Annotated in this window: 17 protein-coding genes, 1 pseudogene and 1 riboswitch; of the genes and pseudogenes, 14 read left to right on the forward strand and 4 right to left on the reverse strand. The window is 72.7% G+C overall.

Translation table 11 applies throughout. The features are described from left to right. Positions 1-72: 72 nt before the first annotated feature. Positions 73-417: pseudogene (locus ABZ721_RS36870) on the reverse strand (hypothetical protein); the annotation flags it as partial. Positions 418-645: 228 nt separating this feature from the next. Here ABZ721_RS36870 and ABZ721_RS36875 point away from each other — a divergent pair. The 6 genes from ABZ721_RS36875 to ABZ721_RS36900 all read left to right on the forward strand — a co-directional run bounded on the left by ABZ721_RS36875 (position 646) and on the right by ABZ721_RS36900 (position 7,859). Beyond that, complete coding sequence (locus ABZ721_RS36875) at positions 646-1,266, forward strand: heme-copper oxidase subunit III (protein ID WP_277437812.1); 621 nt, start codon at positions 646-648, stop codon at positions 1,264-1,266. Positions 1,267-1,351: 85 nt separating this feature from the next. Beyond that, positions 1,352-2,164, forward strand: coding sequence for a c-type cytochrome (locus ABZ721_RS36880; protein WP_358793172.1), 813 nt, complete (start codon positions 1,352-1,354; stop codon positions 2,162-2,164). A gap of 8 nt (positions 2,165-2,172) precedes the next feature. Continuing rightward, entirely contained in the window at positions 2,173-3,225 is a 1,053-nt protein-coding gene (locus ABZ721_RS36885; protein ID WP_358793173.1) for a Rieske 2Fe-2S domain-containing protein, read from the forward strand. Next, complete coding sequence (locus tag ABZ721_RS36890; RefSeq protein ID WP_358793174.1) at positions 3,222-4,856, forward strand: cytochrome bc complex cytochrome b subunit; 1,635 nt, start codon at positions 3,222-3,224, stop codon at positions 4,854-4,856. Before ABZ721_RS36885 ends, ABZ721_RS36890 begins: the two co-directional genes overlap by 4 nt. Before the next feature lie 136 nt (positions 4,857-4,992). Next, positions 4,993-6,057 (forward strand): anthranilate phosphoribosyltransferase, encoded by a 1,065-nt coding sequence (gene trpD / locus ABZ721_RS36895; protein WP_358793175.1) that lies wholly within the window; start codon positions 4,993-4,995, stop codon positions 6,055-6,057. A gap of 282 nt (positions 6,058-6,339) precedes the next feature. Then, a riboswitch (SAM riboswitch) is annotated at positions 6,340-6,455 on the forward strand. Positions 6,456-6,500: 45 nt separating this feature from the next. Then, positions 6,501-7,859 carry an aminotransferase class V-fold PLP-dependent enzyme gene (locus ABZ721_RS36900; protein ID WP_358793176.1) on the forward strand — a complete coding sequence of 453 codons (1,359 nt, stop codon included), beginning with the start codon at positions 6,501-6,503 and terminating at the stop codon, positions 7,857-7,859. Between the two features lie 46 nt (positions 7,860-7,905). Here the strand turns inward: ABZ721_RS36900 and ABZ721_RS36905 are convergent, their stop codons facing one another. Together ABZ721_RS36905 and ABZ721_RS36910 are read right to left on the reverse strand one after the other, a co-directional pair. Beyond that, positions 7,906-8,187, reverse strand: a complete 282-nt coding sequence (locus ABZ721_RS36905) for an Lrp/AsnC ligand binding domain-containing protein (RefSeq protein ID WP_358793177.1) — start codon at positions 8,185-8,187, stop codon at positions 7,906-7,908. Continuing rightward, positions 8,184-8,963, reverse strand: coding sequence for a rhomboid family intramembrane serine protease (locus tag ABZ721_RS36910; protein ID WP_358793178.1), 780 nt, complete (start codon positions 8,961-8,963; stop codon positions 8,184-8,186). The genes ABZ721_RS36905 and ABZ721_RS36910 overlap by 4 nt, the downstream gene beginning before the upstream one ends. Positions 8,964-9,102: 139 nt before the next feature. Between ABZ721_RS36910 and ABZ721_RS36915 the strand changes: the two genes are divergently transcribed. From ABZ721_RS36915 to ABZ721_RS36950, 8 genes are all read left to right on the forward strand, one after another. Continuing rightward, complete coding sequence (locus tag ABZ721_RS36915; RefSeq protein ID WP_358793179.1) at positions 9,103-9,396, forward strand: hypothetical protein; 294 nt, start codon at positions 9,103-9,105, stop codon at positions 9,394-9,396. Between the two features lie 91 nt (positions 9,397-9,487). Further along, positions 9,488-10,864 (forward strand): NYN domain-containing protein, encoded by a 1,377-nt coding sequence (locus ABZ721_RS36920; RefSeq protein ID WP_358793180.1) that lies wholly within the window; start codon positions 9,488-9,490, stop codon positions 10,862-10,864. 271 nt (positions 10,865-11,135) lie between these two features. Beyond that, on the forward strand, positions 11,136-12,161 hold the full coding sequence (locus ABZ721_RS36925; RefSeq protein ID WP_358793181.1) for an NlpC/P60 family protein: 1,026 nt from the start codon (positions 11,136-11,138) through the stop codon (positions 12,159-12,161). A gap of 234 nt (positions 12,162-12,395) precedes the next feature. Continuing rightward, the gene (locus tag ABZ721_RS36930; RefSeq protein ID WP_358793182.1) at positions 12,396-13,442 is read left to right on the forward strand and encodes an NlpC/P60 family protein; all 1,047 of its coding nucleotides are present in this window, start codon (positions 12,396-12,398) and stop codon (positions 13,440-13,442) included. 36 nt (positions 13,443-13,478) lie between these two features. Continuing rightward, entirely contained in the window at positions 13,479-14,696 is a 1,218-nt protein-coding gene (locus ABZ721_RS36935; RefSeq protein WP_358793183.1) for a hypothetical protein, read from the forward strand. Next, positions 14,693-15,880 (forward strand): M48 family metallopeptidase, encoded by a 1,188-nt coding sequence (locus ABZ721_RS36940; RefSeq protein WP_358793184.1) that lies wholly within the window; start codon positions 14,693-14,695, stop codon positions 15,878-15,880. Before ABZ721_RS36935 ends, ABZ721_RS36940 begins: the two co-directional genes overlap by 4 nt. A 43-nt stretch (positions 15,881-15,923) precedes the next feature. Beyond that, complete coding sequence (locus ABZ721_RS36945) at positions 15,924-17,498, forward strand: DUF2079 domain-containing protein (protein ID WP_358793185.1); 1,575 nt, start codon at positions 15,924-15,926, stop codon at positions 17,496-17,498. A gap of 60 nt (positions 17,499-17,558) precedes the next feature. Further along, complete coding sequence (locus tag ABZ721_RS36950; protein WP_358793186.1) at positions 17,559-18,695, forward strand: glycosyltransferase family 4 protein; 1,137 nt, start codon at positions 17,559-17,561, stop codon at positions 18,693-18,695. Positions 18,696-18,762: 67 nt separating this feature from the next. On the opposite strand, the gene ABZ721_RS36955 is transcribed toward ABZ721_RS36950, so the two are convergent. Further along, complete coding sequence (locus ABZ721_RS36955; protein ID WP_358793187.1) at positions 18,763-20,559, reverse strand: AMP-dependent synthetase/ligase; 1,797 nt, start codon at positions 20,557-20,559, stop codon at positions 18,763-18,765. Positions 20,560-20,605: the final 46 nt, after the last annotated feature.

Below are 20,605 nucleotides of genomic sequence, written 5' to 3' on the forward strand. Positions count from 1 at the left end.
CCCGGCCCCCGGCCGCGCCCCGCTTCCGCCGGGCCCCGCCCGCCGGAGCGCGGGCACCGTCCTGGGCGCCGCCACCGGGTCGACGGGGTGGGTCACCGCGGCCTCCGCGCGGCTCCAGGTGGCCAGCCAGGCGTCCTGCGGGCGCCCGATCAGCACCAGGACCGGCGGGGCCTGGAAGACCTCGTCCTTGACCTGCCTGCACACGCCCATGCCCCCGGCGGGGGCGGCCTCGCCGTCGAAGACGCAGGCGTCCACCCCGCCCCGCTCCAGCTCCGTGAGGACGGCCGGCAGTGTCGCGCACTCCAGGAATTCGACCGGCGGCAGGTCAGGCGCCGGCCTGCGCCCGACGGCGAGCCGGACCTGCTCCCGGGTGTTCGCGTCGTCGCTGTAGACCAGCACCGTGGCAGTCGCCCGCATCGTGCCTCCTGATCGTCGAGGAATCGTCGTCGAGTCCGTCGTCAAGTGGCTCGGATGCTACTCCCGTCAAGGGCCCCACGAGGAGCCTTCGGCCGAGTACAAGATCCGTCCGATGCTCCGTCATCCCTCCTTCGAGGGAAGGTTCCGGTAGGCCACGCGGGTCTCCTACAGGCCTTGACACACCGAATGGCACCCCCCGTAGTGAGCGCGAGATAAGGGACCGACATAATGTCGGACGTGGCGACAGCAACAGCAGTAGATACCGGGCACGCGCACCCGTCGGTCAACCGGCCGAACCTCACCAGCGTCGGAACCATCATCTGGCTGAGTTCCGAGCTGATGTTCTTCGCGGCCCTCTTCGCGATGTACTTCACCCTTCGCTCGGTGACGGGTGCCGAGTTCTGGAAGGAACACGCGTCGGCGCTGAACGTTCCGTTCTCGGCGACGAACACGACGATCCTCGTGCTCTCCTCCCTCACCTGCCAGCTCGGCGTGTTCGCCGCCGAGCGGGGCGACGTGAAGAAGCTCCGCGCGTGGTTCGCGATCACGTTCGTGATGGGCGCGATCTTCATCGGTGGCCAGATCTTCGAGTACACCGAACTGGTCAAGAACGACGGCCTCTCGCTGTCGTCCGACCCGTACGGATCGGTGTTCTACCTCACGACCGGCTTCCACGGGATGCACGTGACAGGTGGTCTGATCGCGTTCCTGCTGGTTCTCGGCAGAACGTACGCGGCCAAGAGGTTCACCCACGAGCAGGCCACGGCGGCCATCGTCGTGTCCTACTACTGGCACTTCGTCGATGTCGTCTGGATCGGCCTCTTCGCCACGATCTACCTGATCAAGTAACCGGCGGACCGGCGCCGAGCCGGAACGACGCTCAGACAGACACAGCCAGAAGCATCGACACAAGAGATCCTGACCGGGGTAATCCGTGAAAAAGCTCTCCGCACGACGGCGCCACCCGCTGGCGGCGCTTGTCGTTCTTCTTCTCGCGCTCGCGGCCACCGGGGGGCTGTACGCTGCGTTCGCCCCGGCGCAGAAGGCGCAGGCCGACGACACAGCGCAGTCCCTCAAGATCGAAGAGGGCAAGAAGCTGTACGCCGTCGGCTGCTCCAGCTGCCACGGGACGTCCGGCCAGGGAAGCAAGAACGACGGCCCGAGCCTGGTGGGCGTCGGCGCCGCCGCCGTCGACTTCCAGGTCGGCACCGGCCGCATGCCGGCCCAGCAGCCGGGATCGCAGATCCCGAAGAAGAAGAACATCTACACGCAGGAACAGATCGACGCGCTCGCCGCGTACATCGCCTCGCTCGGCCCGGGCCCCTCGGTCCCCGAGAAGAGCCAGTACAGCCCGGACGGCGCGGACGCCGCCAGGGGCGGGGAGCTGTTCCGTACGAACTGCGCGCAGTGCCACAACTTCACGGGCAAGGGCGGTGCGTTGACCAACGGCAAGTACGCGCCCAGTCTTGAGGACGTGGATCCCAAGCACATCTACGAGGCCATGCAGACCGGCCCGCAGAGCATGCCGTCCTTCCCGGACACCACGATGCCGGAGGACGCGAAGGCTGACATCATCGCGTACCTCGACGCGGTGAACGGCGAGAAGACCCCCAGCCCCGGTGGCCTCGAGCTCGGTGGCATCGGCCCGGTCTCGGAGGGTCTGTTCGCCTGGATCTTCGGTCTCGGTGCCATGATCGCTGTCGCCATCTGGGTTGCGGCCCGGACCACGAAGGCCAAGAAGTCATGAGTCAGGACATGTCAGAGTCAGAAGAGAACCTGCCGAGTGAGCCGTCACACGCTCACGGGGGCAGCGAGCCGGCCGTCCGCGAGCACCACACGTTCGCCGACCCCGGCCTCCCGCCCCACGAGCACCGCCGTCAGGACATCGACGAGCGTGCCGCGAAGAGCTCGGAACGCGCCATCGCGTTCCTCTTCCTCCTGTCGATGCTGTCCACGATCGGCTTCATCGCCAGCTTCGTGGTCTTCCCCGTCGACAAGATCATCTACGTCTTCCCGTTCGGCCACGTCAGTGCGCTGAACTTCTCGCTCGGCCTGACTCTGGGGCTCGCGCTCTTCTGCATCGGCGCCGGCGCGGTCCACTGGGCCCGCACGCTGATGTCCGACGAGGAGCACGCCGCCGAGCGTCACCCGATCGCGGCCGAGCCCGAGGTCAAGGCCCAGGTGCTGGCCGACTTCGCGCAGGGCGCGAAGGAGAGCGGCTTCGGCCGCCGGAAGCTGATCCGCAACACGATGTTCGGCGCGCTGGCCCTGGTGCCGCTCTCCGGCGTCATGCTGCTCCGCGACCTCGGACCGCTGCCGGGCACCAAGCTCCGGCACACCCTGTGGTCCAAGGGCAAGGTGCTGATCAACCAGAACACCAACAAGCCGCTCCGGCCCGAGGACGTTCCCGTCGGCTCGCTCACCTTCGCCATGCCCGAGGGCCTGGAGGAGAACCAGGAGCGGTTCCAGCGCGAGATCGCCAAGGCCGCCCTGATGATCGTCCGGCTCGAGCCGAACGACATCAAGGACAAGCAGGAGCGTGACTGGTCCCACCAGGGCATCGTCGCGTTCTCCAAGATCTGTACGCACGTCGGCTGCCCGATCAGCCTGTACGAGCAGCAGACGCACCACGTCCTGTGCCCGTGCCACCAGTCGACGTTCGACCTGTCCGACGGCGCCCGGGTCATCTTCGGCCCCGCCGGCCACGCCCTTCCGCAGCTGCGGATCAGCGTGAACGAGGAGGGCAACCTCATCGCCCTCGGCGACTTCGACGAGCCCGTCGGCCCGAGCTTCTGGGAGCGCGGATGAGTACCACTGCTGAAAACCCGCAGCGCCGCGGCAAAGCCCCGGCAGGCGAGCGGGTCGCGGACTGGGCCGATGGCCGCCTGGGCATCTACGGCCTGGCCAAGGCCAACATGCGCAAGATCTTCCCGGACCACTGGTCCTTCATGCTCGGTGAGATCTGCCTCTACAGCTTCATCATCCTCATCCTCACGGGTGTGTACCTGACGCTGTTCTTCCACCCCAGCATGAGCGAGGTCGTCTACGAGGGCCCCTACGCCCCGTTGCAGGGCCAGCGCATGTCGGACGCGTTCGCCTCGACGATGCACATCAGCTTCGAGGTCCGCGGTGGCCTGCTGGTCCGCCAGATCCACCACTGGTCCGCGCTGATCTTCGTGGCCGCGATGCTCGTGCACATGATGCGCGTGTTCTTCACGGGCGCGTTCCGCAAGCCCCGCGAGGTCAACTGGGTCTTCGGCTTCCTGCTGCTGGTCCTCGGCATGTTCACCGGGTTCACCGGCTACTCGCTGCCGGACGACCTGCTGTCGGGCACCGGCGTCCGGTTCATGGACGGCGCCGTGCTCTCCATGCCGGTCGTGGGCACCTACCTGTCGTTCTTCATGTTCGGCGGGGAGTTCCCCGGCACCGACTTCGTGCCGCGCTTCTACTCGGTGCACATCCTGCTGCTGCCGGGCATCATGGCCGGCCTGCTGGTGGCCCACCTGATCCTGGTCTTCTACCACAAGCACACCCAGTTCCCGGGTGCGGGCAAGACGGAGAAGAACGTCGTCGGCATGCCGCTGCTGCCGGTGTACATGGCGAAGGCGGGCGGCTTCTTCTTCCTGGTCTTCGGCGTCATCGCGATGGTCGCCTCGATCGCCTCGATCAACCCGATCTGGGCGATGGGCCCCTACCGGCCGGACCAGGTGTCCACCGGCGCCCAGCCCGACTGGTACATGGGCTTCTCCGAGGGCCTGATCCGCGTCATGCCGGGCTGGGAGATCAACGCCTGGGGCCACACCCTCAACCTGGGTGTGTTCATCCCGCTGATGATCTTCCCGCTGGTGCTGGTCGCGATCGCGGTCTACCCGTTCGTCGAGTCCTGGGTCACCGGGGACAAGCGGGAGCACCACCTGCTCGACCGGCCGCGCAACCACCCGGTCCGCACCGGCTTCGGTGCCGCCTGGCTCAGCTGGTACGGCATCCTGCTCGTCGGCGGCGGCAACGACCTGTGGGCGACGCACTTCCACCTGTCGCTCAACCAGATCACCTGGGTCGTGCGCATCGGCTTCTTCGTCCTGCCGGTGCTCGTCTTCCTCGCCACCAAGCGGATCTGCCTCGGCCTGCAGCGCCGGGACCGCGACAAGGTGCTGCACGGTCGCGAGACCGGGCTCATCAAGCGGCTCCCGCACGGCGAGTTCATCGAGGTGCACGAGCAGCTCTCCCCGGAGGCGCTGCACACGCTCACCGCGCACGACCAGCCGAAGCCGCTCGAAGCCGGCCCGGAGGTCGACGAGAACGGCGTGGAGCGCAAGATCGGCCCCATCACGAAGCTGCGCACCAAGCTGTCGCACGGCTTCTACGGCGAGGCCAGCCAGATCCCCAAGCCGACCGCCGAGGAGCACGCGGAGATCACCAGTGGCCACGGCCACCACTGATCGCCCGCTGACCCCCGGCGCCGGCTGACGGCACCGTCGAAGGGCCCCGTCCATGAACTGGACGGGGCCCTTCGCCGTGCCCGGCCCCCGATAGGCTGGGCCCGCAGTACCGACCCGACCACCAGGAGTGTGGAGCATGAGCGTTGTGACCCCGGCAGGCGGCGACAGCTCGGCCACCAACTCCTGGCCCGGCGTACTCAACCCGCTGCTGCGCGGCCATGACCTGACGGCCGACGACACCGCGTGGGCGATGGACCGGATCATGAGCGGTGAGGCCACCGACGCCCAGATCGCCGGATTCGCCGTGGCGCTGCGCGCCAAGGGCGAGACCATCGAAGAGGTGTCCGGCCTGGTCAGGACGATGTACGCGCACGCGAACCTCATCGAGGTACCGGGCCGCACCGTCGACATCGTCGGGACCGGCGGGGACCTCGCCAAGACCGTGAACATCTCCACCATGTCGGCGATCGTCGTGGCGGGCACCGGCGCGAAGGTCGTCAAGCACGGCAACCGGGCGGCGTCCTCGCAGAGCGGCTCCTCGGACGTGCTGGAGAAGCTCGGGGTCAATCTGGACCTGACGCCGAAGCGGGTGGTGGAGGTCGCCGAGGAAGCGGGCATCACGTTCTGCTTCGCGGTGAAGTTCCACCCGGCGCTGCGGCACGTGGCGGCGGCCCGGCGCGAGCTGGGCATCGCGACGACGTTCAACCTGCTGGGGCCGCTCACCAACCCGGCCCGGGTCACCTCCCAGGCGACGGGCGTCGCCGACACCCGGGCGGCGGGCATCATCGCCGGCGTGCTGGCCGAGCGCGGCTCCTCCGCGCTCGTCTTCCGCGGCGACGACGGGCTGGACGAGCTGACCACCACCGCGACGTCCCAGGTCTGGGTGGTGCGGGACGGCAAGGTCGACCAGGTCGCCTTCGACCCGCGCGACGTCGGGATCGCGCTGGTCCCCGTCGAGGCGCTGCGCGGCGCCGACGCCGCGCACAACGCGGACGTGGCCCGCCGCCTGCTGGCCGGCGAGCGCGGCCCGGTCCGCGACGCGGTCCTCCTCAACGCCGCCGCGGCCCTGGTGGCCCTCCACCCGGCCGCCGCCCCGCTGGAGGCCCAGATCGCGGAAGGCATCACGCGCGCCGCCGAGGCGATCGACTCGGGCGCGGCCCGGGCCGCGCTGGACCGCTGGGTAGCGGCCAGCAACGGGTAGCCCTTCCGGCGGATCCTCCGACGCCTGTTCGGCGGCCCGCCTGCCCGCCTGTCCGCCGGGCAGGCGGGGCCTGCCGGCGCGGGCGACCGCCGCACCGTACCGGCGTCCCGCCGCCCCCGGGCCTTCCGTCGACAGGCCCGGCCTCGGGCCGCGCCGAGCCGGCCCGACGTCTGCCGCACGGACCCCGGCGGCTGTCCGCAGGACCGGCCGCGCGGAGCGGGTGGTGTCCGTATCGCGGACCCCTGATTGCCGTCGGCGGGACTGCTGGCATACTTGGCGTCAGGTCACGAGTGACAGCGTTCGAGCCCTGGCTTGCTGTCCGGCAACCCTCCGTCCGTGGCGGGGTGCCCCAGGTGATGACCGGGCTGTGGGCGAGGTGCCCACGGCAAGCGCGGGCCCCTTTGCGACTGCTTCCGGGGTCCTGGACCCTGAGGAGCTTCGCCATGTCCGTGCACCCCGTTTCCCTGGCCACCGCCGCCCCGCTCGACGTGCTGGGCCGTGACGTCCGGGTCCCGCTGGTGACCGGTGGCGAGGTCACCTACGCCGCGCTCGACTACGCGGCGAGCGCGCCCGCCCTGCAGCGGGTCTGGGACGACGTGGCCGCGTACGCGCCCTACTACGGCAGCGTGCACCGCGGGGCCGGGTACCTGTCGCAGCTCTCCACGGACCTGTTCGAGCAGAGCCGCGCGACCGTCGCCGAGTTCCTGGGCTGCCGGGAGGGCGACCAGGTGGTCTTCACCCGCTCGACGACCGACTCGCTGAACCTGCTGGCCTCGGTGCTCCCGGCCGGCACCCAGGTCTTCGTCTTCGAGACCGAGCACCACGCCTCGCTGCTGCCGTGGCGGGACGCGCGCGTCACGTACCTCAGCGCGCCGCGCACCCCCGAGGCGGCCGTCGCCTCGCTGGAGGCGGCGCTCGCCCAGCGCGATCCGTACGGCCCCGCCCTGGTGTGCGTGACCGGCGCCTCGAACGTCACCGGTGAGCTGTGGCCGGTCCGCGAGCTGGCCGACGCCGCCCACGCGCACGGCGCCCGCATCGTGCTGGACGCCGCGCAGCTCGCCCCGCACCACCCGGTGGACATCGCCGAGCTGGACGTGGACTGGGTGGCGTTCTCCGGCCACAAGCTCTACGCCCCGTTCGGCTCCGGCGTGCTGGCCGGCCGCGCGGACTGGCTGCAGGAGGCCGAGCCGTACCTGGCGGGCGGCGGCGCGAGCCGCAAGGTCGCCCGGCGGGCCGACGGCGGGGTGGACGTCGAGTGGCACTCCAGCGCCGCCCGGCACGAGGCCGGCTCGCCGAACGTCATCGGCGTGTACTCCATCGCCTCGGCCTGCCGGGCGCTGACCGAGGCGGGCTTCGACTCGCTCGTCGAGCGGGAGCAGGGCCTGGTCGCCCGGGTCCGGGCCGGACTGGCCGAGGTGCCGCAGGTCAGGGTGCTCTCGCTGTTCGGTGACGACGCCCCCCGGGTCGGCGTCATCTCGTTCGTCGTGGACGGCTGGAACAGCTCGCACTTCGCCGCCGCGCTCTCCGCCGAGTACGGCATCGGGGTGCGCGACGGCCTGTTCTGCGCCCACCCGCTGGTCCGCACCCTGCTGGGCAGCGAGCCCTCCGAGCCGGGCGAGTGCGGCTCCCCGGAGACCGAGCCGGGCGAGAAGTCGCTCAACGCGATCCGGGTGAGCTTCGGGGCGGGTACGCCCGACGAGCACGTGGAGCGCTTCCTCGGCGCCGTCACCGAGCTCGTCCGCGACGGCGCCCGGTGGAACTACCGCACCGAGGACGGCCGCTGCGTGCCCGCCCGCGACTGAGCCGGCCGGGCGGGCACGCGGCGGCCCGCCCGTCGGGCCGCCCGCGTCAGCCTTCGAGGCCGATCGCGAAGGCCGCCTCCAGGTCGTGCTGGGAGTACGTGCGGAACGCGACGTGGGTGTCGGTGGCCTCCACGCCGGGGATCTTGCTGATCCGGCCGGGGATGACGTCCGCGAGGTCGTCGTGCCGGGCGACGCGGACCATGGCGACCAGGTCGTACGTCCCGGTGACCGAGTAGACCTCGCTGACGCTGTCCAGGGCGGCGATCGCCTCGGCGATCTCCGGGATCCGGTCGACGCTGGTCTTGATGAGCACGATCGCGGTGATCACGGCTGTAGGTCTCCTTGGGTCGCCCGGGGTGCGGTCTCCAGCTTAGGGCTTCGCCCGAAGCACACCGAGGCGGCCAGGAAGCCGAAGACGAAGCCCACCACGTGGGCCAGGTAGGCGACCCCGGGGCCCGACTGGCTGGTCCGGGCGGCCAGCCACTGCAGCGCGAACCAGAAGCCGAGGACCATCCAGGCGGGGAAGCGCAGCGGGAGGAAGAACAGGAACGGGAAGAGGCTCGTCACCCGCGCCCGGGGATAGAGGTAGAGGTACGCGCCGAGCGCCCCGGAGATGGCGCCGGAGGCGCCCACCAGGCTCTGGGTGGAGTCGGTGTTGGCGAGCGCGAAGCCGTACGTGGCGAGGTATCCGGCCGCCACGAAGAAGACCAGGTACCGGAAGCGGCCCATACGGCTCTCCACGTTGTCACCGAAAACGTAGAGAAACAGCATGTTGCCGATCAGATGCAGCCAACTTCCATGGACGAACATCGCGGTGAGCACCGAGAGGACCGCCGTCTTGGCGAACGCCTGCGGGGCCGGGCAGCCGGCCGGGAGCCCCAGCCGGTCCAGCGGCAGCCGGCCGTGGAACAGCTCGCCGGGGATGACCCCCCAGTGCGCGAAATAGACCGCCTGGGCGCACTGGAGCTGGTCACCCTTGCCGTAAGAGGGGTTGAACCCCGAGATCGGGCCCAGCAGGAACACCACGGTGCACAGGGCGATCAGGGCGTACGTCACCACGGGGGTGCGGCGGACCGGGTTCGCGTCGTAGACCGGGATGACCATGCACCGATCATGACGGAACGGGCGTATCGGTCCGGGGGCGCCTCGCCGCAGCGCCGCCTGCCGTGGAGGCCGTAGGGTAACCGGAACGCGCGCGTACGCCACGTGCCGACCCGAAAGTCCTGAAAGAGGTGTCCGCCCGATGCCGGTTCCCCTGCCGACCGCGACGACCCGGTGGCGCTGCACGCTGTGCGGCAACCTGACCCGGTTCGATGTCACGCGATCGACCAAGGTCGTCGAGTACATCCACCTGGACCTCGCCGGCGAGCCGAAGGTCGAGGAGACCGAGGTGCTCAGCGAGACCGTGGAGTCGGTGCGCTGCCGCTGGTGCAACGCGGCCGACCAGGTCGAGTTGGTCGACCGGCCCGACGCGGACGCGGCGGAGCCGGGCACCGGGTCCGGCGCCGGGGCGGAAGCCGGTTCGACGCAGGGTTGACCCCGAACGGCGACAATGGACTTGCACGGCGGCGGCCAGAGGGATCGAAGGGGGCCGGGGAGGCGCCGACAGCACTGGACAGGAGTGACTGGTGGATGGGACCGGCGGGCACCCGCAGGCCGAGAGCAGCGGCGTCGACGAGACGGCCGAGCCGGCCCTGGACCGGCCACTGCCCGAAGGCGTGCGGCACCGGGTCGTGACGATAGCCGCTGATGCCTTCGGCGGCCTCACGCTCGCCGAACTGCCGTCCCCCTTGCGGCCCTATGCCCGGTTCACCCCGTCCCGGCGCGCCAAGTTCGCGGCGACCGCGCTGGCGACCGCGCTGGAGACCGACCCCGCCTTCCGGCAGAAGATCGCCGCCCGGCTGCGCGAGTCCCAGCCGGAGCTGGCGGAGGCGCTGGAGGCGGGCACCCCGCCGCCGGCCGCGGACCCGCTGGACGTGGCCGCGGCCGCCTACCTGTTGCGCCCGGCCGGCTGGGCCAAGATCGTCGCCACCGCCGGCGAGGAGGCGCAGCGCGCGCTGGCCGAACGCGCCGACGGCGAGACCACCCGCGAACTGCAGCAGCTGCGGGACGAGCTGGCCGAGTTCCAGCTCCAGGCCCGGGACGAGGCGGCCCGCGCCCGCGGCGAGCTGGAGGCGGCCCGCAAGGAGATCGAGACGACGCAGCGCAGGCTGCGCAGCGCGGTCAGCGACATGAAGCGCGCCGAGGCGGCGCTGCGCAAGGTGGAGACCGAGCTGGAGGAGGCCCGGGCCGCGGCCGCCGCGGAGAAGGCCGCCGCCGAGAACGAGGCGCGCCGGCTCAGGACCCGGGTCACCGAGGCCGAGGCCGCCGTCGAGGCGGGCCGCCGGTCCGTGCGCGAGGGCCGCAGCGCCGAGGGCGTGCGGCTGCGGCTGCTGCTGGACACCGTGCTGGACGCGGCCACCGGGCTGCGCCGCGAGCTGGCGCTGCCGCCGCGCGACACGATGGGCGTCCGGCCGGCCGACACCGTGGAGGCGGTCGCGCCCGGCACGATCAGCCCCAAGGACATCGCGCAGCGGGCCCTGTCCGAGAACGACCCGGCCCTGCTCGACCAGTTGCTGGCCCTGCCGCAGGCGCACCTGGTGATCGACGGCTACAACGTCACCAAGACCGGGTACCCCTCCCTGCCGTTGGAGAAGCAGCGGCTGCGGCTGCTCGGCGGCCTCGCGGTGCTGGCCGCGCAGAGCGGCGCCGAGGTGACGTGCGTCTTCGACGGGGCCGACCTGGACGCCCCGGTGCTGCTGGCGCCGCCGCGCGGGGTGCGGGTGATGTTCAGCAGGGCGGGGGAGACCGCCGACGAGCTGATCCGCCGCCTGGTGCGGGCGGAACCGCCGGGCCGGGTCGTCGTGGTGGTCTCCGCGGACCGCGAGGTGGCCGACGGCGTCGCCAAGGCCGGTGCGCGGCCCGTCGCTTCGACGCTGCTCCTCAAGCGGCTCGCGCGCGGCTGACCCGGGTGCCTGCACACCTTTGCGATCAACTCAGCGTCAGATGACCACTACTGCACGTTCGATCTTCGTAAAGAAACCATGGAACGACCGAAGTTTTACCTACAAGGATTTGAACCGATCACAGGAAGGTCACTAAGGTCGGGGCTCGAACCTCCGCGCCGTTGATCAAGCCGCCCCGCCAACACGGTGGGACCAGCGGCCGAACGACCTGGCGCAGGGGGGACCGCCGACCATCCGGGTAGGCGGCTGAAGGAAGAAGGAGCTCGCCTTCGTGGCGTCCCACCGTCGTCCCAAGCCGACAAGCCGCACGCGGGTGACGATCCTCACCGCCACCGCTGCCGCAGCCGTCGCCCTCACGTCCCAGGCCGCCAACGCCGCCCCCGCCAAGCCCGACATCAAGGACGTCAAGTCCCAGGTCGACAAGTTGTACGACGAGGCGGAGCAGGCCGGCGAGAAGTACAACGGCGCCAAGGAGCAGCAGGGCAAGCTCCAGAAGGAGGTCGGCGAGCTCCAGGACCGCGTGGCGCGCGAGCAGGGCACGCTCAACACCCTCCGCGACGGCCTCGGCGCGATGGCGAGCGCCCAGTACCGCAACGGCGGCATCGACCCGACGCTCCAGCTCCTGCTGTCGACGGACCCGGACACGTACCTGTCCAAGGCGTCCACGATGGACCAGTTGAGCTCCCAGCAGGCCGAGTCGCTCAAGCAGATCCAGGAGGTCAAGCGCACCCTGGACCAGCGGCGCGCCGAGGCCACCACCAAGATGGCCGCCCTGGAGGCCACCCGCACCGAACTCGGCAAGCAGAAGGACGCGGCCCAGGCCAAGCTGGCCGAGGCCCAGAAGCTGCTGAACTCGCTGAGCGCCCAGCAGCGTGCCGCCATCGCGGCCCAGGAGGGCCGGGCGAACCGCAGCAACGAGCGGCCCAACCTGGGCGACATACCCGCCCCGTCCCAGCGGGCCGCCGCCGCGCTCGCCGCCGCGAAGACCCGGATCGGCATGCCGTACCGCTGGTCCGCGACCGGCCCCAGCAGCTTCGACTGCTCCGGCCTGACCATGTGGTCCTACGCGAAGGCCGGCGTCGACCTGCCCCGGATGTCCCAGGACCAGGCCAACTACGGCCCGCACCTGACGATGAGCCAGCTGGCCCCCGGCGACCTGGTCATCTTCTTCGGCGACCGCCACCACGTCGGCTTCTACGCCGGCAACGGCATGGTGCTGCACGCTCCCAAGCCGGGTGCGTACGTGCGCTACGAGGCGATCGGCAACATGCCCTTCCAGTTCGGCGTGCGGATCTGACCCGGTCCGCTCCTGTCCGACCGTACGGATCCGGTCCCGGCACCTGCCGGGGCCGGATCCGTTCTTTCGGCGCCGAGGGGGCCCGCGGGGCTGGAGCCGTGGTTCATTCGGGTGATATCGGAGGGTGACCGCTGACGCCCGAGCGGCAGTGACCTGGGCATCGGTCCGGAGGCCCGGCCCGCCCGGCCGCGCGAATTTTGAACTCCGCGTGACGGTCTGGCTACTGTCTGGCCCGTGGCAGCACATCGGCGGTTCCCGCAGCCCGGCTTCACCCGCACCTCCCGCGTCACCGTGCTCTCCGCGGCGGCCGCCGCGGCGGCGCTGTCCGGAGGCGCGGCGGCCCAGGTGGCGGCCGCCGACCCGGCGGGGTCAGCGACCGACGCGACGGCGCGGGTGGGACAGCTCTACCAGCAGGCCGAGCAGGCCACCGAGGAGTACAACGCCGCGCAGGAGCAGGCCGGGCGGCTGCGGCGCGAGGTCAGCTCGCTGCAGGACCAGGCGGCCCGGGGCCAGGAGCGCGTCAACCGCATGCGGGACGAGCTCGGCGCGATCGCCGGGGCCCAGTACCGCAGCGGCGGCATCGACCCGACGATGGCCCTGATGCTCTCCTCCGACCCCGACGGCTATCTCGACCGGGCGGAGGCGCTCGACCGCATCAGCACCCACCAGGCCAGCAGCCTGTCCGAACTCCAGGAGGCGCAGCGCTCGCTGGAGCAGAAGCGGTCGATGGCGGCGGCCAAGCTCGCCGACCTGGAGCGCGCCAGGGCCACGATGAAGGACCGCAAGCGCAGCGTGCAGGGCAAACTCGGCGCCGCGCAGCGGCTGCTCAACGAGCTGCCGGCCGGCGAGCGGGCCGGATTCGCCCGCGGTCTGGACGACCGGGCCTCGCGCTCCGACCGCTCCGCGCCCGACATCCCGGACCTGCCGGCCTCCTCGTCCCGCGCCGCGATGGCCGTGGCCGCCGCGCGGGCGGCGATCGGCTCGCCCTACGTGTGGGGCAGCACCGGCCCCCGGGCCTTCGACTGTTCGGGCCTCATGCAGTACTCCTACCGCAAGGCCGGGGTCTCCCTGCCGCGGACCTCGCAGGAGCAGAAGCACGCCGGGCAGCGGGTCCCGCTCGACCAGGCCCGCCCCGGCGACCTGGTGATCTACCGGGACAACGCGAGCCACGTGGGCATGTACGTGGGCGGCGGCCGGGTGGTGCACGCGCCGTACCCGGGCGCCCGGGTGCGGTACGACCCGGTCAACATGATGCCGATCTCGGCGGTCACCAGGCCCTGACCCGGCCGCTCCGGGGGCGCCCGTACGATCGGGTCCATGCCCCAGGCCCGCACGCGACCCCGCAGCGCAGCGCTTCGGTGCGCGGCGGCGCTCGCCGTGCCGGCGCTGCTCACGGGCTGCGGGGGACCGGGGCCCGGTCCGGCCGCCGCCGGGGCCGTGCCCACCGCGCCCGCCGTGCAGTCCGTGCTCGACCGGCACGCGGCGGCGCTGCTGCGGCACGACGAGACGGCGTTCCTCGCCGACGTCGACCCGGGCTTCCGGGAGCGGCAGCGGCAGGTGTTCCGCAACCTGGCGCAGGTGCCGCTGGCCGCGTGGAGCTACCGGGTGGTGCGGGTCGCCGCCGCCGGGGACGGCGCCGGCGACCGGGCGCTGGCCCAGGTCCGGGTGGGCTACCGGCTGACCGGGTACGACGCCGCGGACGTCGGCTCGGACGCCGATCTGACGCTCGCCCGGCGCGCCGGGCGCTGGTACGTGGCCGCGGACCGGCACGACGCCGAGCAGCTGTGGGACCAGGGCCCGGTGCGGGTGGTGCGCGGGACGCACAGCCTGGTGCTCGGGACGGACGGAGTGGGGGCGCTGCGGGGCTACGCCGACGCAGCCGACCGCGCGGTCCCGGCGGTGCGCCGGGCCTGGGGGGACGGCTGGAGCGGGCGCGTCGTCGTCGAGGTGCCGTCCACGGCGGCGCGGACGGACGCCCTGCTGCACGCGGCCCCCGGCACCTACGCCGGCATCGCCGCCGTCACCACCGGCGAGCTGGGCGGCACGGCGGGCGCGCCGGCCGACCGCGTCGTCGTCAACCCCGAGGCGTTCGGGGAGCTTTCCGCGCTCGGCCGCCAGGTCGTGATCACCCACGAGACGACCCATGTCGCGACCCGCGCCGCCACCACCGCGGCCACTCCGCTGTGGCTCTCCGAGGGCTTCGCCGACTGGGTCGGCTACGGCGGCACCGGCCGCACCGCCCGGCAGGCCGCGCCCGAACTGAGCCGCGACGTGGCCGCGGGAAGGGCCCCGCGGGCCCTGCCGTCCGCCGCCGACTTCACTCCGGCGTCCGGCGGTCTCGCCCAGGCGTACGAGGGATCCTGGCTGGCCTGCCGGCTGATCGCGGCCGAGTGGGGCGACGCGAGGCTCACCGCGCTGTACCGGGCGGCCGGCACCGGCGGCTCCCTCGACACGCACCTGCGCACGGTCCTCGGGACCGGCCTCGACGACCTCACCGCGCGCTGGCGCGCCTACGTACAGCGGGAGTTGGCATGACCCAGGGCGGGAAGAGCGGGGAACGGGCCGGGGACGCCGGGGACTTCACCCCCGAGGAGGTGGAGCGGGGGCGCGCCCTGCGGCGCGGGCAGTGGCCGCCGGTCCTCGCCGGCCGGCTCGCCTCCCTCCTGCTGCTGCTCGTCCTCGGGCTGACCCCGGCGGGCGCCGGCCTCGTCGGCCTGTTCGGCGGCTCCTGGGCCGCCCAGGTCGCCGGCGGGGGGCTCGCACTGGTGCTGCTGCGCCAACTCGTCACGCTGCCGTTCGCCGCCCGGGTGCGGATCGTGCGGGCCCGGTTCGGCCTCGTCACCCAGGGCTGGGGCGGCTGGGCGGTGGACGTGCTGCGCGGGCTGCTCGTCTCCGTACCGCTCGTGCTCGGCGCGCTGTTCGCCGTCTACGCGCTCGCCGGGACCACCTCCCGGTGGTGGATCTGGGCGGCGCTCGGCGCGGCCGCCGTCACCGTGGTGCTGTCCTGGCTGGCACCGGTCGTCCTCGAACCGCTCTTCAACCGCTTCACGCCGATGGAGCCGGGCGCCCTGCGCGACGCGCTCCTGGGCCTCGCGGCGCGCGACGAGATCGCCGTCCGCGACGTCCTCGTCGCCGACGCCTCCCGGCGCACCACCGCGCTCAACGCGTACGTCTCCGGGTTCGGCAGGACCCGGCGGATCGTCGCCTACGACACCCTCCTGACGACCGCGGACCCCAGCGAGGTCGAGCAGGTCGTGGCGCACGAGCTGGGCCACGTGAAGCACCGCGACGTGGCGCGCGGGACGGTGCTGGGCGCGGTGGGGGCGGCGGCCGGGGTGTGCGTGCTGGCCGCCGTGGCCGGCTGGCGGCCGCTGCTCGACGCGGCGGACGTGGCCCGCTTCTCCGACCCGCGCTCGATGATGCTGCTCGCGGCGGTGGCCGCGGTCGGGTCCACGGTGGCCGGACCGTTCGAGTGCGCGCTCAGCCGGCGCGTCGAGCGCCGAGCGGACGCGCACGCGCTGCGGCTGACGGGGGACCCGGCGGGCTTCGTGGCGATGCAGCGCCGGCTGGCGGTGGCGAACATCGCGGATCCGCGGCCGCCGCGCCCGCTGCACGTGCTGTTCGGCACGCACCCGACGACGGCCGAGCGGATCGCCGCGGCGCGCTCCTGGACGCCGGCGGGGGCAGCGGGCGGGAGGCCGCGCGACGCGACGGGGTAGGCCAGTAGGGTGAAGGCTCGTTCACGAGGGAGGGCGTCGAACGGTGGCACAGGTCGTCGCAACGCAGTCCGCGCGCGAGAGCGCGGTGGCCGCGCCGGTCGCGCGGCGCCGGGAGCGAATACGCGTCACCGCCCTGACCGCGCTGTGCTTCGCCGCGGCGCTGGCCGCGGGGCTGCAGCAGTGGGCGACCGTCCGGATCGGCGGATTCGACCTGGGGATCTTCGACCAGGCGGTCCGCGAGTACGCGCACTTCCATCTGCCGCGCTCGCCGATCAAGAACTACCACCACGAGTTCCCGCCCGGCTTCTCCCTGCTCGGTGACCACTTCTCGCCGATCCTCGCCCTGCTCGCCCCGCTCTACTGGGTGTGGGACGACCCCCGCATGCTCATCGGCGCCCAGGCGGCGCTCTTCGCGGCGGGCGTGCCGGTCGTGCGGCGGATCGCGCGGCACTGCTTCGCCCAGGCGCCGGCCCGCACCGCCCGCCGGGCCGCCGACCTCGGCTGCCTCGCCTACGGGCTGGGCTGGCCGCTGCTGCGCGCGTCGGGGGTGGGCTTCCACGAGGTCGCCTTCGCCGTCCCGCTGACGCTGCTGATGCTGGAGCGCGGCCTGGCCCGGCGCTACGGCGCGGTGCTGCTCTGCGCCGTCCTGCTGGCCTGCGTGAAGGAGGACCTGGGGCTGCTGGCGGCGGCGTACGGGGCCGTCCTCGCCGGCCGCGGCCGGCGGGCGGGGGACCGGCCCGCGGTGCGTACCGGGCTCACCCTGTTCGTGCTGGGGCCGGTGGCGGCGCTGCTCGCGATCCGGGTGCTGATCCCGGCGATGGGCGGGGTGCCCGGCTACTACTGGAACTACAGCGCCCTCGGCCCGGACATGGGGTCCGCGGCGGTACGGTTCCTGACCGACCCGGTCACGGCGTCCGGGGTGGCCGTCGACCGCCCGGAGAAGATCGTCCTGCTGCTGTGGCTCTTCGGGCCGCTGCTCCTGCTGCCGCTCGGGTCCGCCACCTCGTGGTGCGCGGTCCCGCTGCTCGCCGAGCGGCTCTTCTCCGACAACCCCAGCCACTGGGCGACCACCCACCACTACGACGCCTTCCTGTGGCCGGTCCTGGTGGTGGCCGCCGTGGAGACGGCGGCCCGGCTGCACCACCGGCACGCCGGGCGCCGGCCCTGGCGGTGGACGCTGGGGGCGGCGGCCTGCTCGCTGCTGGCCTCCCTCGCGTGCGGCCTGGGCCAGCTGCTGCTGCCGTCCGCCTGGACTCCCCGCCCCGCGGAGCGGGCGCTGGCGGAGGGCGCGCGGCTGGTGCCCGCGGGCGCCACCGTCGAGGCCGACAACAACGCCGCGCCCCGGCTGACCGGGCGCACCCGGGTCGTCATCGCGGACGCCACCCCGCGCGAGGCGGAGTACGTGCTGCTCCAGTCGGCGCAGAAGGTGTTCCCCTTCACGACCGCCGACGACCAGCGCGACCGGATCCTGCTGCTGCTCGACAACGGCTACACGGTGGTGTGGGCGAAGGACGGCGCGGTCCTGCTGCACCGGACCGACCCCGGCCGCCCGGTGCCCGGGGCGCACGTGCCGGGCGACGACAGCGTGCCGGTCAAGGAACCGGAAGTCCGCCCCTGACCGGGCACGCGCCGGGGGGAGCCGGGCCGGCCGGACCCCGGTCGGCTACTCTCGGCGGCGATGGACAAGACCTTGATCGTCACCAATGACTTCCCGCCCCGGCCCGGCGGCATCCAGGCCTTCGTGCACAGCATGGCGCTGCGGCTGGACCCCGGACAGGTGGTCGTGTACGCCTCGACGTGGAAGGGGCCGGACGGCGGCGAGGTCGAGCACTTCGACGCCGAGCAGCCGTTCCCGGTGATCCGCGACCGGACGACGATGCTGCTGCCCACCCCCGGCGTGACCCGGCGGGCGGCCGGGCTGCTGCGCGAGCACGGCTGCACGTCGGTGTGGTTCGGCGCGGCGGCCCCCCTGGGGCTGATGGCCCCCGCGCTGCGCCGGGCGGGCGCCCGCCGGCTGGTGGCCACCACGCACGGCCACGAGGCGGCCTGGGCGCAGCTCCCGGCGAGCCGGCAGCTGCTGCGCCGGATCGGCGAGGGCACGGACACGATCACCTATCTGGGCGAGTACACGCGGTCGAGGATCGCGGCGGCGCTCACGCCGCAGGCGGCGGCGCGGATGGTGCACCTGCCGCCGGGCGTCGACGAGAAGACCTTCCACCCGGCCTCGGGGGGCGCCGCGGTACGGTCCGCGCTCGGCCTCGCGGACCGGCCCGTGGTGGTGTGCGTCTCGCGGCTGGTGCCGCGCAAGGGGCAGGACACCCTGATCCTGGCGATGCCGCGGATCCTGGCCGCCGTGCCGGACACGGTGCTGCTGGTGGTCGGCGGCGGGCCGTACGCCGACGAGCTGGCCGAACTGGCGGCGCGCACCGGCGTCGGCGACTCCGTGCGCTTCACCGGACCGGTGCCCTGGGAGGAGCTGCCCGCCCACTACGGCGCGGGCGACGTCTTCGCCATGCCGTGCAGGACCCGCCGCGGCGGGCTCGACGTCGAGGGACTGGGGATCGTCTACCTGGAGGCCTCGGCGACCGGGCTGCCGGTGGTGGCGGGGGACTCCGGCGGCGCCCCGGACGCGGTGCTGGACGGTGAGACCGGCTGGGTGGTGCCCGGCGGTTCGCCCGCCGAGGCGGCGGACCGCGTGATCGTCCTGCTGGGCGACCCGGAGCTGCGCCGGAGCATGGGCGAGCGGGGGCGGCGCTGGGTCGAGGAGGCGTGGCGCTGGGACCTGCTGGCGGAGCGCCTGAAGTCGCTGCTGTAGCGGCGCCGGACAGCGAGCGGCTCCCCGGACGTCCCGTCCGGGGAGCCGCTTTGCGCCGTGCGGGTGCTCAGCGCTGGTAGAGCGCCTCGATCTCGCCCGCGAAGTCCTTCATGACGATGTTGCGCTTGAGCTTCAGCGACGGCGTCACGTGGCCGGACTCCTCGGTGAACTGGTTCGGCAGGATCTGGAACTTGCGCACCGACTCGGCCTTGGAGACGGCGGCGTTGCCCTGGTCCACGGCGTGCTGCACGGCCGCCAGCAGCTCCGGGTCCGCGGCCAGCTCGGCCACGCTGCGGCCGGCCTTGCCGTGCTGCTCCGCCCAGCGCGGCAGGAACTCCTCGTCCAGGGTGACGAGCGCGGCGATGAACGGCCTGCCGTCGCCGACCACCATGCACTCGGCGATCAGCGCGTCGGCGCGGATGCGGTCCTCGATCACCGCGGGGGCGACGTTCTTGCCGCCGGCCGTGACGATGATCTCCTTCTTGCGGCCGGTGATGGACAGGTAGCCGTCCTCGTCGACCGTGCCCAGGTCACCGGTGTGGAACCAGCCGTCGGAGACCGCGTCGGCGGTGGCCGCCTCGTTGTTCCAGTAGCCGGAGAACAGGTGCTCGCCGTGGAGCAGCACCTCGCCGTCGTCGGCGATGCGCACCGTCGAGCCGGGCAGCGGCTGGCCGACCGTGCCGATCTTCGTGCGGTCCCAGGGGTTGAACGCGGTGGCCGCACAGGACTCGGTGAGGCCGTACCCCTCCAGGACGGTGAAGCCGATGCCCCGGTAGAAGTGCCCGAGCCGCTCGCCGAGCGGCGCGCCGCCGGAGATGGCGTGCGTGGCGCGGCCGCCGAGGACGGCGCGCAGCTTGCTGTAGACCAGCCGGTCGAAGACCTTGTGCTTGAACTTCAGGCCGACCGACGGGCCGCCCGCGGAGTCCAGCGCGCGGCTGTAGGCGATCGCGGTGTCCGCGGCCTTGTCGAAGATCTTGCCCTTGCCGTCGGCCTGCGCCTTGGCCCGCGCCGAGTTGTACACCTTCTCGAAGACCCGGGGCACGCCCAGGATCATCGTCGGCCGGAAGGCCGCCAGCTCGTCGGTGAGGTGCTTGATGTCGCTGACGTGCCCGAGCTTGATCGGCGCCATGACGCTGGCCACCTCGACCAGCCGGCCGAAGACGTGCGCGAGCGGCAGGAAGAGCAGCACCGAGGACTCGCCGGTCCTGAACAGCGGGGCGAGGCGCTCCACCACGTTGCCGCACTCGGCGAAGAACGCCCGGTGGCTCAGCACGCAGCCCTTGGGGCGCCCGGTGGTCCCGGAGGTGTACACGATCGTGGCGGGGGAGTCCGCGACGGCGGTGGCCCCGCGCTCGTCCACGACCTTGTCGGAGATGTCGCTGCCGACGGAGACCAGCTGCTCCACGGCGCCGGCGTCGATCCGCCAGACGTGCTTGAGCTCGGGCAGCCGGGCGTGCACCGAGGCGACGGCGGCCTCGTGGGCGCCGGACTCCACGACGCAGGCGACCGCGCCGGAGTCGCCGAGGATCCACTCGACCTGCTCGGCCGAGGACGTCTCGTAGACCGGCACGGCGACCGCGCCGGCGCTCCAGATCGCGAAGTCGAAAAGGGTCCACTCGTAGCGGGTGGGCGACATCAGGGCGACCCGGTCGCCGGGCCGCACGCCGGACGCGATCAGCCCCTTGGCGGTGGCTCTGACCTCGGCGAGGAAGTCGGTGGCGGTGACGTCCTGCCACTGGCCGCCCGCGTCCTTGCGGGCGATCACCGGAACAGCTGGGTGCTGAGCGGCGTTGCGGCGGATCAGATCCGTCAGGTTGCCGTCCGCTGGGACCTCGTAAAGGGCCGGAAGGCTGAACTCACGCAAGGCTGGTGCTCCTCATCGGCGCGACGGCGCACCCGGAGGGATAGTT

The organism is Streptomyces sp. NPDC006733, from assembly GCF_040636125.1.
Classification (GTDB): Bacteria; Actinomycetota; Actinomycetes; order Streptomycetales; family Streptomycetaceae; genus Actinacidiphila.

Bases quoted from the DNA above. Each gene is read 5' to 3' on its own strand.
- ABZ721_RS36890 (WP_358793174.1), top strand. From the start codon at position 3,222: ATGAGTACCACTGCTGAAAACCCGCAGCGCCGCGGCAAAGCCCCGGCA.
- ABZ721_RS36950 (WP_358793186.1), top strand. From the start codon at position 17,559: ATGGACAAGACCTTGATCGTCACCAATGACTTCCCGCCCCGGCCCGGC.
- ABZ721_RS36910 (WP_358793178.1), bottom strand. From the start codon at position 8,963: ATGGTCATCCCGGTCTACGACGCGAACCCGGTCCGCCGCACCCCCGTG.
- trpD (WP_358793175.1), top strand. From the start codon at position 4,993: ATGAGCGTTGTGACCCCGGCAGGCGGCGACAGCTCGGCCACCAACTCC.
- ABZ721_RS36900 (WP_358793176.1), top strand. From the start codon at position 6,501: ATGTCCGTGCACCCCGTTTCCCTGGCCACCGCCGCCCCGCTCGACGTG.
- ABZ721_RS36940 (WP_358793184.1), top strand. From the start codon at position 14,693: ATGACCCAGGGCGGGAAGAGCGGGGAACGGGCCGGGGACGCCGGGGAC.
- ABZ721_RS36935 (WP_358793183.1), top strand. From the start codon at position 13,479: ATGCCCCAGGCCCGCACGCGACCCCGCAGCGCAGCGCTTCGGTGCGCG.
- ABZ721_RS36885 (WP_358793173.1), top strand. From the start codon at position 2,173: ATGTCAGAGTCAGAAGAGAACCTGCCGAGTGAGCCGTCACACGCTCAC.
- ABZ721_RS36875 (WP_277437812.1), top strand. From the start codon at position 646: ATGTCGGACGTGGCGACAGCAACAGCAGTAGATACCGGGCACGCGCAC.
- ABZ721_RS36915 (WP_358793179.1), top strand. From the start codon at position 9,103: ATGCCGGTTCCCCTGCCGACCGCGACGACCCGGTGGCGCTGCACGCTG.